This is a genomic window from Paenibacillus sp. ATY16 (genome assembly GCF_003399985.2).
Classification (GTDB): Bacteria; Bacillota; Bacilli; order Paenibacillales; family Paenibacillaceae; genus Pristimantibacillus; species Pristimantibacillus glycanilyticus.
Map to the genome: position 1 here is coordinate 68087 of NZ_NMOK02000038.1, position 13549 is coordinate 81635.

The following is a 13549-nucleotide window of genomic DNA, read 5'->3' on the forward strand; positions in this document are numbered from 1 at the left end:
AATGAATCTCCTCTACTACTATCCTTTGATTGCGCCGGAAGAGACGCCTTTAACAAAATACTTCTGAAGGGACAGGAAAGCAATCAGCACTGGCACAAGTGACATAGTCGTGCCCGCGAAGATCATGTCCCAGCGGGAAGAGAACTCGCCGACATAATAGAACAGCTCGACGATCATCGTCTTCGTCTGCCCAGATGGGAGAACAAGCATCGGCATTAGGAAGTCATTCCAAATCCCTAAGCCTTGCAGCACGACCATACTCGCTGTAACCGGTCCTAGCAGCGGGAAGACGATACGCCAGAAAATTCCGATCCGGGTACAGCCGTCAATTTCTGCCGACTCCTCGATTTCGCGCGGAACACCTTTAAGGAAGCTGGTGTACAGCAGGACACCAAATCCAACCGAACCGGCAATGTAAATCATAATAGGTCCAACCAGATTGCCAAACAGCCCCATTATATTTAATTCCTTGAACAGCGGAATCATATAAACCTGGAACGGAACCATCATACCGAACAGGAAGAAAACAAAGACAGCATTCGTCCACTTCTTGTTATTCCGTTCAATAGCGTAAGCTGCCATTGGGATAATAACAATCATGGCTGCAATAGAACCAAGTGTTAGAATAGCACTATTCAGCATCGCTTTCGGATAGTCCGTCTTCGTCACCAAATACTTGAAGCTTTCAACATAAAATCCCTTCGGAAAAGCTATCGCGTCCTTCATAATTTCCGGGTTGGATTTGAAGGCAGACATAATGTTGAAGAAGATCGGAAAGACAAATATAATAGCGATGACAATTGTGACAACGAACAAAAGAATATTGCCTGCCGTCACTGGTGTTTTAGCTTTTTTATTCATTTACATCTGCACCTCCCTCTTGCGAAGTACGCGAATTTGAATCAGCGATACGATCAGGATGAGAATGAACAGCACGATGGCAAGTGCGGTTCCGAAACCTTGTCTACCTTCGCCAAACGCCACCTTGTATATAATATAAGTCAACGTCTCTGTTGCGAAGCCGGGGCCACCGTTGGTCATAACTGCGATCTGATCAAACAACTTCAAGGAATTGATCATCGACAGCATGACACATACCGTTGTAGCACCTGCAAGCAGCGGGAAAGTCACGTGACGGAACTGCTTCCATTTACCCGCCCCGTCAATACTTGCCGCTTCAAGCAGCTCCTGCGGAACTCCTTGTAGACCTGCAAGGTAAATGATCATATAGTAGCCTGAAGATTTCCACACCGTTGACAATATGATCGATAGCAAGGCAAAATCCGGATCGCCGAGCCAATCAGCTTTAATGGAACCTAGTCCAATCATATCAAGCACCTGATTAACGACCCCAAAATTGTAGTTCAGAATAATCATCCAAATAAAGCCCATAATGATGCCGCTCATTAATACCGGAAAATAAAAGATGCTGCGAAAGAAATTACGTAGCCAGCGCACCTGGTCTACTAATATGGCTAGCAGCAATGCTACAACGTTCTCCAAGACTACAAGTGAAATAGCTACAATGATTGTGTTTTTTAATGCATGATGAACCCGTGGACTTTCCCAAATCTCCTTGAAGTTGTCTAGACCGATGTACCGGACATTTTCACTAATTCCGTCCCACGAAGTAAAACTTAAATAAATACTGCTTAAGGTGGGAAGCATGACGAACAGACTATACAGGATAAAGGCCGGCAGTATAAACCATATCGCGTAGCTCCGCCACCATTGCTTTCTTTTCTTAATTAATACTGTGGCACTCATAACGCACTCCTCCTGCCTCTTATAGAAAGAAAACCTCTGCTGGGTAAGCAGAGGTTATCCCGCATGTTTATTTCTAAGATGTTATTGACTATTGGCCTTCACATTGTTGTCGTATTCCGTATCGGACTGCTTCATGTATTCGTTAACATCGGCATTTTTGACAACCAGATCCTGCAGCAACTTATAGAACCAGTTGCGGAATTGCGGAGGAATCGCATTATCGCCGAACCATTGGTTAATCATCATCGATTTCTTAATAGAAGAATCAGCCATCAGCCTCAGCACTTCCTTCATCTGCTCGCCTGTTTCGTAGGTAACTTCCGCTTTAGTCGTTGGAATACCATTTACCGTCGCCAGATATGGACTGTATTGCGCCGCATCAAAGAAGAATTTAATAAAGGCTGTAATCGCTTCTACCTTTGCTGGATCTTTGGCTGCTTCAGCCGAGAGAGACCAGCCCGACAGTGTTGGCAATCCGTTCACAATAACCGAACCGTCTTTGTTAGGAAGCGCATAGAAACCGTATTCAAAGTTTGGATCTGCTTCGGAAATTTGACCAAACATCCATGGACCGGAGTATAGTTGAGCTGCTTTGCCGGAGATCAGCATCGATGCCGTTTGGTTATCAGCCGTGCTAAGCCAGCCTTTGTCTACATATTTCGTAAACAAATCTTTGTAATCCGTAATCGCTTGTACAACTGCAGCATCTGTGAAGCTTGCTGACTTTGCTGTACGCTTGGAGTTCCAGTCCGGATCGTTATTGTACACATTATTAATCAGGAAGTAGTTCACCCAAAAGCCCATGTGGAACAAATCTTTACCACCTACAACGATTGGCGAGATGCCTGTTGCAGCCAACTTTTCCTGGATAGCAAGGAATTCGTCGTACGTCTTCGGCAATTCCGTAACGCCAGCATCTGCATAAGCTTTCTTACTGTAAATGATTCCGTTCGGCGCGTTGCCTGTCAGCGGAGCATTGTAATATTTACCGTTGTATTCCGGCAGGTAAGTGAACAGATCGTGGAGCTCCTGCGGAAGTTCAGCCAGCTTGCCTGCATCTGCGAACACCTTCGTGTCGCGCATTTCTACCAGATCGGGAAACTCGCCAACAGCGTCTTTTGTTTTCAGCCAGTCCAGATAAGAGTCGCTGGTTGTTTCGCTAATGTTCTTGATCGTAATATTAGGATTAGCTTCCGTGAAAGCATCGATCGTTGTTTCGATCGCCTGCTTAGTCGCCGGATCGCCGGTCGCATAAGCGATCGAGATCGTTACGGGCTTAGCCTTCTCCCCCCCATTGTTCGAACCTTGAGGTTGGTTGGACGATGAGCTGCTGTTTGAACCTGAATTGTTGTTTTGACCCCCACATGCCGTTAGCACTAACGACAGGATCAGGACCAAGGAAAATAGCTGAAGGAATGATTTCTTTTTCATCTTTCTGTAACCTCCCTTTTAGGATCAGCACTTCTTCAAGGATGTCGACTTCCTTGCCATTAAGCTTATCATCGCCTGCATTTGCGATGAATGAAGTTTTTTAAGCCTCATGTGCAGGTAATTTAAGATGTTTCACCATGATAGGAAATAGCAGCCGGATGGAGGTGCCTACATTCTCTATGCTGCTTATCTCGAGACCATACGGTTCTCCGCATGTCGTCTTAATCCGGTCGTGTACGTTCTTCAGACCTACATTTTTGCTTGGCGCTTCCGGCTTTGACAGGAGCTGATTCAGCTCTTGCAGCTTGTCCACGCTTATGCCCGCCCCATCGTCATATACCGTAACACAAAGCTTGTCCTCCACCCGTTCCACGGATACAAGCACGCTTCCTTTGCCACCTTTCGGGCGAATGCCATGCTGAATGGCATTTTCTACAATAGGCTGCAACGACAGCTTAAGTAACTGGTAATTTGGCTTTACATTATCAGCAACCTGAAGCCTGAGATCGATCCGATTCTCATACCGGACCCGGATAATATAGAAATAATCCTTCAGATGATCCAGCTCTTCCTCAATAGAAACCCAGTCTTCCCCGTAATCGATGACGTATTTTAATTGGTTTGACAAGGCTAGGATCATATCCGCTACCTCACTGTCATCGTTGTAGACCGCGTTCATCCGGATAACCTCGAGCGTATTGTACAAATAATGGGGGCGAATCTGGCTCTTCAGCGCGTTCAGTTCTGCCTGTTTCTGCTTAATTTCCGCAACATACGCATCATTAATAAAGACTTTAAGCCTCTCTAACATCCGATTGAAACCAACTGCCAAGCGTCCGATTTCATCCTTTTTATAATCCTGAATCTGGATATCCAGATTCCCCATCTCTACTTTATTCATGTGCTGCAGAACCTGACGGATGGGGGCAGCTAGTCTTCTCGAGAATAAAGTACCCATGCCAAGAAGTACGATCGCGCAGACGGCAATCGCAAAATATACGGTTGATTGGGTGGATGTGAGCTGCTTGAACAATTCCTGCTTAGATACTCTGATAAGAATACGTCCCTCCAAGTAAGGAATATCGCTGGTAAACACAAGAAGTCTTGTATCATTAACGCTTTTAAAGGATGCAGCCTGCTCCGCATCAACCGGATCCAGTTTATTGCTATAATACAATCGGTCGTTGCTATCAAGCACATACAGCTCGTCATCCTTGTTAAGATTCAACTCCTGGAAAAAGCTGTCCAGCACACCGGCATCAACTTCGATGAATAAGCTTCCCACAACCTTCGGCACTGATGTTAATGTGCCTGAAATGTCAATCAAATTACGCCCGAATGTAATGACTTTCTGATTGTGTGAATTGTAATAAGTCTCGCTGTGAGTCGGATAAATAGACAGATGATTCGGATCTTTCTCTAGCGGCTTCAGCCATTCAGCGACCGGTAGCTTTTCTACCTGCAGCGGCTTGCTCTGTCTCGTCTCATAGTAGATATTTTGGTCCATGGAACGAATGAAAAACACGCTCCTGATATGCTTATCGCTGTACAAGACCGTTCTTAGAAATGCGGCGATCGGAATATTGTTGATCTGCTCGTTCTGATTGACATTAACGGTCTGGTTCGTTGACTCGTTATGCGAATATCCTTCATACTTTCCCGTATACATAAGGCGGGTAATCTCGTCATAATCGGAGAAAAAGTTATTCACGTTATAACTCATATAAAGCGACATCTGCTTCAGATTATTAACCGTGAATTGCTGAACATGACCCGTGAACGCCTGCAGCGAAAAAACACTAAGAGCGATAAGCGGAATGAGTCCGACCATTAGGAATGCTGCTGAAAACTTAACGAATACGCTGTTCCACCATTTTCGAATGACTAATCCCCTCCGCCATAATCCCTCAGAGCGTTCTTATACTCTTGAGGCAGCCTGCCTGTTTGTTTCTTGAACATGTCGCTGAAATGCCTTGCATTGTTATAGCCGACTTTCTCCGCAATCTCATAGACCATCATGTCGGTGTGCTTGAGAAGGGATAGAGCATGCTCCATCCGCAGATCGGTTACATATTGCTTGAAATTCCGTTTCATCTGCTTCTTGAAGAAGCTGCTGAAATAATAAGGGTTCATAAAGGCAACCGCTGCAACAGACTCCAGCGATATATCTTCCATGTAATGCTGTTCGATATATTGAACCACTCGGGCAATCATCGTCTGCTCCTTGTGATCCGGATTATCGCCGATCCGATTGAATAAGAGCTGCATCATATCGTAGACCCCCTCGCACATCTCTTCGAAAGTCTCGTATTTCCCCAGCCGGCTTTGCAAATGCTGAATATCAAAGCCCCAGTCCGACATGGGAACATCGGACTTTTTCACTTCCTGCACGATATAAAGCAGTGCCGAGAAGCAGGTCGACACCGCAAGCTGGCGGTTGCCAATTGCGGCGGATTCAATAACCTGCAGCAGCTCCTTCACCTTAAGCAGAACGATGTCCCAGGAGCCTTCCGTCATAACGCGGATAATTTCAGACTGTAGTACGAACAGCTCCTTCTCTCTGTCTTTGCGCTGTTCAGGCTTCCGGTATCGGATGACCCGGTGCAATCCTGTAAAATACGTCATGAATAACGCGTGCTCTGCTTGTTCACGCGATTGGCTTAATTGAGACAATTGTTTTACAGATTCCCCAACTCCGACGGATACGTTAAGCTTCAGATATTTAAAGATATTGTCCTTAATGATCTCCGCCAGACGAACCGGCAAGCCGGGCTCCTCATAACTCAAAGCAAACACGAAGCTGCCGGCTTTCTCGTAGGAATAACCTTGTCCAATTCCCGCAATACTTTCCTGCACAATATTATGAATAGCGAATTGGACCAGCTTCTGCGTCTGCATCGGCCACCTTTCGTTATCGTTACCGACCGGATCGATTCTCGCAGCACCTATGGTATATAGCGGCCCCAAAAGCTTTTCTGTCAAATAACGGTAGCCTTCGGACTGTTCCGACAATGTACCCTCGGCAAGCTGCTCGACCCATCCGTCTACCTCATCGTCATGATTTTTTCGCTCGAGCAGGTCCAACTTGCTGCGTCGGCGGTCCTCCTCACCTTTTTCAAGAATAAGGGAGAGCGCTTTAGCCAGCACCGCTTCGAGATCCGATTTCTTGACAGGCTTAACCAGATAATCGACTGCACCATAGGCAATGGCATCTCTGGCATACTTGAATTCCTGATAAGCGCTGACAAAAATAACCTTGCAAGGCAGCTCGCGAAGCTTCACTTCCTTAATAATGTCGATTCCGCTTAAATGCGGCATACTGATATCGCTGATCACGATATCAGGCTTACGCTGCTCGATCATCTCAAGAAGCTCTTTCCCGTCGTACGCGAATCCAATAATGTCAATCCCTTGCTCTTCCCAAGGAATCAGCTTGCTCAGTCCCTTCAGAATAAGCGGCTCATCGTCGGCTAGAACTACTGTGACGTTCATCATGACCTCCCCCTTCATTTGCTCTATGTTTAAGATTATAGCTCAATACTATATGCCCATGTCGATGCTGGAACAGGGACGCGACTTTCGATCGCGTCCCTGCATGCCCTTATATGTTAATACTCTAGTATATCCATCTTTAACGTATTGCAATTATCCAGCAGGTACGATTCCCGCGTATCTTCGTATTTCGCATGAAGCTTAATTCCGTCCAATACTAACCGGTCTACACAACGTATATCCATAAACGTTGCACGACTCCAAGTCGGGTAATAATTCTCCGATACCTTCTCAGGATGGTTATTACGCAAATCCCATACCTCCGGGTATTCATTTGGAATATCTTCCTTTTTAATTCCCCCGATAAAAGTATAGGCCATATTCCTTATCGTTAAATCACGGATCGGATAATGTTTACACGCATCCACCCGAATCCCGCTGAATGACGGGCAGCCCATGACGTCGTCGATGAATCGATAGTGGGTTTTTCGCATCTCTTCATCATCCACCGCAATGATATCCGTCAGTGTGATCCGTTCCAGCGTGCCAATCGCCGGCATTTCATCAAGACCAATCGATGAGCCAATAACATCCAAGCGATTGTTCAGAATAATAAAGATCGGCCGTGAAACATTTCTCATCACGAGTCCCTGCGCTACGATGTCTGTAATACTCCCGCCTTCCGTACACTCGATTTTAATGCCTTCCCGCCATACATTCTCAAACGTGCAGTTATGAATAGCAACATTCGAAATATCTCCGACAGACTTCAATCCGATTCGGACAGCTGCGCATATCGAGGTGAAATGGCAATTGCTGATATGGACATTTTCATCGGAAAGTCCTTGCTGCTTGCCTGTAGGCAAAGATTGTCATCGGTGCCGAGAATTTTGCAATTAGATATAAACACGTTTTTACAACCGTCATAATCCAATCCGTCCCCGTTATACCGTTTGTCATTCCGGATATCGAGACCTTCACACCAAATATTTTCGCTGTCCAGAAAAGCTGTCGTCCACGCCGTTGAGTTGTATAGACGTAGACCTTTGACATGAATATTCCGGCAACGAAGGAAGCGCATCATCATCGGACGATAGATGCTTCCTAAGTTCGGGAAACTCTCGGCGTTGCCGTTAATCTCGCCTTGGCCAACCACGCCGATATTTTCCGCGTCCTCTGCGTAAATAAAGCATTTATCCATATCCTTCTCATTTACGTAACGGTTATAATGCGTCCCGTCCGGATAATCTCCGATATCCGGATTGGCAAGCAAAGTTGCAGAGGGATTCACCTGCAAATAGACGTTTGATCTGAGAAAAATCGTTCCTGAAACAAATGTGCCTCCGGCAAGTACAACATATCCACCGCCAGCTTCATGACAAGCATCAATAGCGTGCTGAATTGCGCGCGTGTCAATTGAAATGCCATCACCTACGGCCCCGAATTCTTTTACATCGAATAGATCCTTCACCAAGCGTTCCCCCAATTACTGCTGCATAAGATTAAGTTCATTCTATAGCGCGCTTTCCGGGAGCGGTATGTGTTTTTTATAGAACTATGTGCTCTTTTTTAAGAATTTTGTAACGCGAATGCGCAAGCCATAATCCGTCCGTATCAAAAAGACAATCCACCTCGCAAGGGGATTGTCTTTGCTTATTACAATATTTTATTGATTAACTACTATCACTTCTTCGCCTTATAAAACTCATGATACAGCTTCATCAGCGCTCGCTTCTCAATCCGCGACACATAGCTGCGACTTATGCCAAGCTCCTTCGCGATCTCGCGCTGCGTCCGCTCATCCCCGCCATGATCCAGGCCGAACCGGCCGCGGATCACTTCCTGCTCCCGTTCGTCGAGAATATCGAGGTTACGGTAGATCTTGCTTTTCTCGATCTTTAGCTGCACCCGGTCCACAACATCGTCGGCTTCAGTGCCGAGGATGTCAATAAGCGTAATTTCGTTGCCCTCTTTGTCCGTGCCAATCGGGTCATGCAAGGATACATCCTTGCGTGTTTTCTTCAATGAACGCAAATGCATAAGTATTTCATTCTCAATACAACGGGCAGCGAATGTGGCTAGTTTCGTTCCTTTGCCGGTCTGAAAACTTTCAATCGCTTTAATCAAACCGATCGTTCCGATCGAGATCAGATCCTCGAGGTCTTCCCCCGTATTATCGAATTTTTTTACTATATGGGCGACCAAACGCAGGTTATGTTCAATAAGTAAGTTGCGCGAATGTGCGTTGCCTTCGGCCATCAATTGCAGATGCTTCATCTCTTCCTCTTCATGCAGCGGCTGCGGGAAAGCATTATTTTTCACATAAGATACAAGCAGTGATAACTGCTTAATGAATAGCGCTATAGCTGCAAACAACCCCATACTGTACACCCCCATGCTGTAATGGAAAGACTCCGTACGAAACTTTCGGCTCCTTAATATGTCAGTTCTACATTGTATGTGGGCATAGGCCTAAGTGTGCATGTACAGTATGGGGTAATCATTTTTTAAACCATAACCATCCTCTTCTTACTTCTTTCATAAAACGCGAAAATAATTTACTTTCCATAAATTACTTGATTTATTTTGAGATTGGGTGATAGAATTATCCCTTAGGTCTTGAGAACTAATACATAAAGGAGACAATTATGTTAAAAAAAATCGCACTTTTACTGATGATTTGTATGCTGGCTTTTCAACTCCCTAATCTGGCATCCGCTCAATCTTATTCTCAGATTTGGGTAGACGGACAGAAATTATCTTTATCGCAAGCACCGGTTATTGTAAATAGCACTACCTTCATTCCCGTTACGGTCGTGCTTAAAAAGATGGGGTTAACCGTTGAATTAGAACCAGGAGATACCATTAAAGCAAGCAAAAAAGGCATTGTTATGAAAATGAAGGCCGGAAGCAAAATAGCTAATGTCAATGGTATTACCGTCATCTTGGATGAACCGATTAAGGCCATTAACGGAACAACAATGGCACCATTGCGCTTCATCACGGATAGCCTAGGCGCTACCGTTTCAATTAACGGAAGCACGATATCCCTATCAAACGCCAATAAAGCAACGATGTACACTTTCGGTGATTTGCCAATTCTCATTTCCGGCGATTATGCCCGCAACTTAAATAATAAAAGCTATCTTGATTTGAAGATCGTAGATTTCTTCTATAACCCAGCTTCCGGAGAAATTCAAGATATTGATTACTTGTCCAACGTCATTGGGTTCGAAGCAAAGAGCACAAAGAAATACAATACCAACAATATGGAAGTCGGCAATACGACGTACCTGAACAACTATGTGTACATCGGTAGTGTGGTGAAAAGTCTTGAGGATTATGATAATAACGTTCTAATGAACAGCAATTACAGCAAAGTAAGGTCGTATTATTACTCTCAGAGTTATTTGTCAAAAGTGGCTCCCATCATTCAAGCAAACAAAGGTTCAGCAGAAACGGATTTAAAAAACGAGCTGAAGGCAAATAACAATGTCCCGCTTAAGGTAACGAATGCAACGATTTCATATGACGTTCTTGGCTACCCTGAGGTAAATCTAACCGTTAAAAATCTCACAACAAAGACAGTCATAGCCTACGAAATGAACCTGCGGCTATACGATGATTTTGACAGGTCCGTCAATTGGGCCGGAAGCAATCTATTCAAGGGGATCTCGCAAGGAAATTACATCAAGTCAGGCCAGTCCCAAACAGACACTTGGGATCTGTACTTGTACGATTTAACCACGCAAGCGAAGCATATCAAAATCACGGCAGTGAAGTTTTCGGATGGAAGCTCATGGAAGGCCTGATTCATTTCGTTTATATTGGGTAAACTACCTTAAGACTTGGAATGTTAGCCGAGGAGGTTGTTGATTCATGAGCAGACGCGACAAGCATAATGATGAATACGATGAGTTCTATAACGAAACATCCAATACGGTAGCCGGAATCAATACGCCCAAGGATCATGAGGACTCCGGTCCGCTCGACATGGTTAGCGAAGCCGTCGAAGAATTTATGGAGAATGTCCAGCATACTTTCGACGGGCACCATGAACATCGCAACGATCATAATGAAGACTAAGGAATAAAGGGTTGTTCTTTCAGAAGAACGACCCTTTGCATTTTCTCTTCACCAAACGCGGAACAAATCCATACTTTGTGGTAATTCCATCTTCCAGGCGCGAAAGTTGTCATTGACAAAAAAAGTTGCACGAGTACAATAAAATTAAGAAACAATAAAATCTGCCCTGCATACTCCTAAGTATGTGGTTTTTTTAGACAGAAAAGTTGCACTAGTGCAACAATATTAGCTAAGGAAAAGACAAGAGGTGATTTTCATGATGGAGACATCCGTTACGCAGTCGCAAGATGAAGCTTGGCGTACACAAGGTACGCAGCCATCGTTGCCAGAAGTACACCGCTCGCTCCGCGTACCAACCAAAGGCTCTTGGTTGAAAAAGTTATTGGCCTTTTCCGGACCTGGCTACCTGGTGGCCGTAGGTTACATGGACCCGGGGAACTGGGCAACGGATATAGCCGGAGGCGCCATGTTTGGTTACACGCTGCTCTCGGTTATACTGATCTCTAACCTGATGGCCATCCTGCTGCAGGCATTGGCAGGGAAATTGGGCATCGTAACAGGGAGAGACCTTGCGCAGGCCTGCCGGGATCACTACAGCAAGCCGGTTGTCTTTACGTTATGGCTGCTATGCGAGCTGGCGATCGCAGCTTGCGATTTGGCCGAGGTTATCGGCTCAGCGATTGCGCTTAATTTATTATTTGGCATACCGCTGATTTACGGGGTAGTAATAACCGTACTGGACGTCTTTATTGTATTGCTTCTGCAGAATAAAGGCTTCAAGTATATCGAAAGACTTGTTATTGTTCTAATTTTTACAATCGGCGCTTGCTTTATTACCGAGATTTTTCTGGCGAAACCGGATGCGCCTGCATTGTTCGCCGGATTAATTCCAAGCCACCATATTGTCACTAACCCAATGATGCTGTATATTGCCATCGGTATCCTTGGCGCTACCGTCATGCCGCATAACTTGTATCTGCATTCGTCCATCGTGCAAACCAGACGTTACGAGCAGACCGAGCTTGGCAAGCGGCAAGCCATTAAATATGCGACATGGGATTCGTCGATCGCCTTGTTCTTTGCCTTATTTATTAACGCGGCTATCTTGATTATCTCGGCAGCTACCTTCCATAAAGCAGGTATGACCGAGGTGGCCGAAATCAGCCAGGCGTATGACCTGCTGACTCCACTACTTGGTACGGCAGTTGGTTCCATACTGTTTGGGGTAGCGCTCCTGGCTTCCGGGCAGAACTCAACGCTCACAGGCACGCTTGCCGGTCAGATCGTCATGGAGGGCTTCCTGAACATCCGAATGAAGCCTTGGCTGCGCCGCCTAGTCACAAGGCTAATTGCAATCATTCCGGCCGTCATTGTTACCGCGATATCCGGTGAAAGCGGTACGGCACAGCTCTTGATTCTTAGTCAGATAATTCTGTCGTTCCAATTGTCCTTTGCCGTCGTTCCGCTCATTCAGTTCACCAGCGACAAAAAGAAAATGGGCAAATTCGTTAACCCGTTATGGATGAAAATACTCGCTTGGTTCGTGGCTGCTGTTATTATCGTCCTTAACGTCTTCCTGCTCTACAAAACCTTCTTTGGTTAAAAAGAAAGCCTGCCGTTTACGATTCGTAAAGGCAGGCTTCTTTTATTCGGACGTTATTTCGTAAAGACATGGTTCCCAATCTTTACGGTTACCGGGCGTGACTTCATCCACTGGGAGTTCGTAATTTTGGGATTGTAGAAATACAAAGCTCCATGCGTAGGATCAATCCTCTTTGCGGCATCCTTGGCAGCGTCCAATGCGCTGACTGTCGGCATCTTCCAGAACTGTCCGTTGCTAACTACGCTAAAGGCGCTTGGTGCAAAAATTACCCCTCGGATTGTACTAGGAAAACCGCTTGTTTTTGCCCGGTTCAATATAACAGCCGCTACGGCAATCTTGCCTTTGTAGCTTTCGCCACCTGCCTCCGCATTAACAACCCTCGCCATACGGGATAGGTCGGAACGATCCACCGTTACTTTGTGCAGTGCGTGCAGCGTAATGGAGCCGGCAACGCCGTCGGGCTTCAGACCCGCGCCCTTCTGAAAGGCCGCCACGGCAGACTTCGTGGAAGCGCCAAAACTACTCGTAATATTTCCTTTATAATAATCCAACATATAAAGTCTCTCTTGCAAATCCTTAACCTCTGTCCCTTTGCTGCCAACTTTTAACGATGCGGCTGACGCCTCCAAAGGCAGGCAGAGGATAGATGCTATCAGCATCGATAAGACGAGTGTGCCAAGCTTTCGTTTCATGTATGCGATCCCTCCAGTATGTATGCTTGCTTGTCTTTAGACTCGCGTTTTCTGAGTTTACCATAACTATCCTGATCAAAAGGTTTTCATAGAATTTTCTAATTAGTTCTAATATAACTCTCATAATTCATAATAATTATTGGCAGCCAACTCATTACTACATATATATTCGCAATATTATTGCGGTTATAGTGGGTGATAATCCATACAAATGTTTACATATAACAAACTGTAAAAACAACAAAAAAACCTGCCGATGATCGGCAGGCTTTCCTATGTATATGGCTTGCGCCTTCAAAACTGGATGCGAAAGTTTGAATTCCTTAAGTTTTCCGGTTTCAAACCGGGGCCCCCGCAAAGTACTCGGATTTAACTCCGAAGCGTTTGCTTCACTTTGTGGGGTATCAATTGTTTATGCTTCCGAAGTACGTTTCCTTCGGAAACGTTGTAGGATAAGCCCTCGACCGATTAGTATTCG

Annotated in this window: 12 protein-coding genes; 3 read left to right on the plus strand and 9 right to left on the minus strand. The window is 45.3% G+C overall.

All coding sequences use genetic code 11. The features are described 5' to 3' along the window. Positions 1–18: 18 nt before the first annotated feature. The 8 genes from CFI03_RS23180 to sigK form a co-directional block, all read right to left on the minus strand. Positions 19–861, minus strand: coding sequence for a carbohydrate ABC transporter permease (locus CFI03_RS23180; protein WP_248760213.1), 843 nt, complete (start codon positions 859–861; stop codon positions 19–21). After that, positions 862–1767, minus strand: a complete 906-nt coding sequence (locus CFI03_RS23185) for a carbohydrate ABC transporter permease (protein ID WP_248760215.1) — start codon at positions 1765–1767, stop codon at positions 862–864. An 81-nt stretch (positions 1768–1848) separates the two neighbouring features. After that, complete coding sequence (locus CFI03_RS23190) at positions 1849–3198, minus strand: ABC transporter substrate-binding protein (RefSeq protein ID WP_248760217.1); 1350 nt, start codon at positions 3196–3198, stop codon at positions 1849–1851. Positions 3199–3298: 100 nt separating this feature from the next. Further along, positions 3299–5029, minus strand: a complete 1731-nt coding sequence (locus tag CFI03_RS23195; protein WP_248760219.1) for a cache domain-containing sensor histidine kinase — start codon at positions 5027–5029, stop codon at positions 3299–3301. Positions 5030–5082: 53 nt separating this feature from the next. Continuing rightward, a complete protein-coding gene (locus CFI03_RS23200; protein ID WP_248760221.1) occupies positions 5083–6693 on the minus strand; it encodes a response regulator in 1611 nt (536 codons plus the stop codon). A 113-nt stretch (positions 6694–6806) separates the two neighbouring features. Then, positions 6807–7463 carry a hypothetical protein gene (locus CFI03_RS23205; RefSeq protein ID WP_248760223.1) on the minus strand — a complete coding sequence of 219 codons (657 nt, stop codon included), beginning with the start codon at positions 7461–7463 and terminating at the stop codon, positions 6807–6809. After that, the gene (locus tag CFI03_RS23210) at positions 7460–8161 is read right to left on the minus strand and encodes a glycoside hydrolase family 28 protein (RefSeq protein ID WP_248760225.1); all 702 of its coding nucleotides are present in this window, start codon (positions 8159–8161) and stop codon (positions 7460–7462) included. The genes CFI03_RS23205 and CFI03_RS23210 overlap by 4 nt, the downstream gene beginning before the upstream one ends. Positions 8162–8373: 212 nt before the next feature. After that, positions 8374–9072: an RNA polymerase sporulation sigma factor SigK gene (gene sigK, locus CFI03_RS23215; protein WP_015845870.1), complete on the minus strand. Its 699-nt coding sequence runs from the start codon at positions 9070–9072 to the stop codon at positions 8374–8376. Between the two features lie 266 nt (positions 9073–9338). Here sigK and CFI03_RS23220 point away from each other — a divergent pair, with 266 nt between their 5' ends. The 3 genes from CFI03_RS23220 to CFI03_RS23230 all read left to right on the plus strand — a co-directional run bounded on the left by CFI03_RS23220 (position 9339) and on the right by CFI03_RS23230 (position 12379). Then, positions 9339–10502, plus strand: a complete 1164-nt coding sequence (locus CFI03_RS23220; protein WP_127499278.1) for a copper amine oxidase N-terminal domain-containing protein — start codon at positions 9339–9341, stop codon at positions 10500–10502. 67 nt (positions 10503–10569) lie between these two features. Further along, positions 10570–10776 carry a hypothetical protein gene (locus CFI03_RS23225; RefSeq protein ID WP_248760227.1) on the plus strand — a complete coding sequence of 69 codons (207 nt, stop codon included), beginning with the start codon at positions 10570–10572 and terminating at the stop codon, positions 10774–10776. A gap of 256 nt (positions 10777–11032) precedes the next feature. Then, complete coding sequence (locus CFI03_RS23230; RefSeq protein WP_201002264.1) at positions 11033–12379, plus strand: Nramp family divalent metal transporter; 1347 nt, start codon at positions 11033–11035, stop codon at positions 12377–12379. Between the two features lie 53 nt (positions 12380–12432). On the opposite strand, the gene CFI03_RS23235 is transcribed toward CFI03_RS23230, so the two are convergent. Further along, entirely contained in the window at positions 12433–13071 is a 639-nt protein-coding gene (locus CFI03_RS23235; RefSeq protein WP_248760229.1) for a cell wall hydrolase, read from the minus strand. Between the last annotated feature and the right edge of the window lie 478 nt (positions 13072–13549).

Bases quoted from the DNA above. Each gene is read 5' to 3' on its own strand.
- CFI03_RS23235 (WP_248760229.1), bottom strand. From the start codon at position 13,071: ATGAAACGAAAGCTTGGCACACTCGTCTTATCGATGCTGATAGCATCT.
- CFI03_RS23185 (WP_248760215.1), bottom strand. From the start codon at position 1,767: ATGAGTGCCACAGTATTAATTAAGAAAAGAAAGCAATGGTGGCGGAGC.
- CFI03_RS23195 (WP_248760219.1), bottom strand. From the start codon at position 5,029: ATGGTCGGACTCATTCCGCTTATCGCTCTTAGTGTTTTTTCGCTGCAG.
- CFI03_RS23230 (WP_201002264.1), top strand. From the start codon at position 11,033: ATGATGGAGACATCCGTTACGCAGTCGCAAGATGAAGCTTGGCGTACA.
- CFI03_RS23220 (WP_127499278.1), top strand. From the start codon at position 9,339: ATGTTAAAAAAAATCGCACTTTTACTGATGATTTGTATGCTGGCTTTT.
- CFI03_RS23225 (WP_248760227.1), top strand. From the start codon at position 10,570: ATGAGCAGACGCGACAAGCATAATGATGAATACGATGAGTTCTATAAC.
- CFI03_RS23200 (WP_248760221.1), bottom strand. From the start codon at position 6,693: ATGATGAACGTCACAGTAGTTCTAGCCGACGATGAGCCGCTTATTCTG.
- CFI03_RS23180 (WP_248760213.1), bottom strand. From the start codon at position 861: ATGAATAAAAAAGCTAAAACACCAGTGACGGCAGGCAATATTCTTTTG.
- sigK (WP_015845870.1), bottom strand. From the start codon at position 9,072: ATGGGGTTGTTTGCAGCTATAGCGCTATTCATTAAGCAGTTATCACTG.
- CFI03_RS23190 (WP_248760217.1), bottom strand. From the start codon at position 3,198: ATGAAAAAGAAATCATTCCTTCAGCTATTTTCCTTGGTCCTGATCCTG.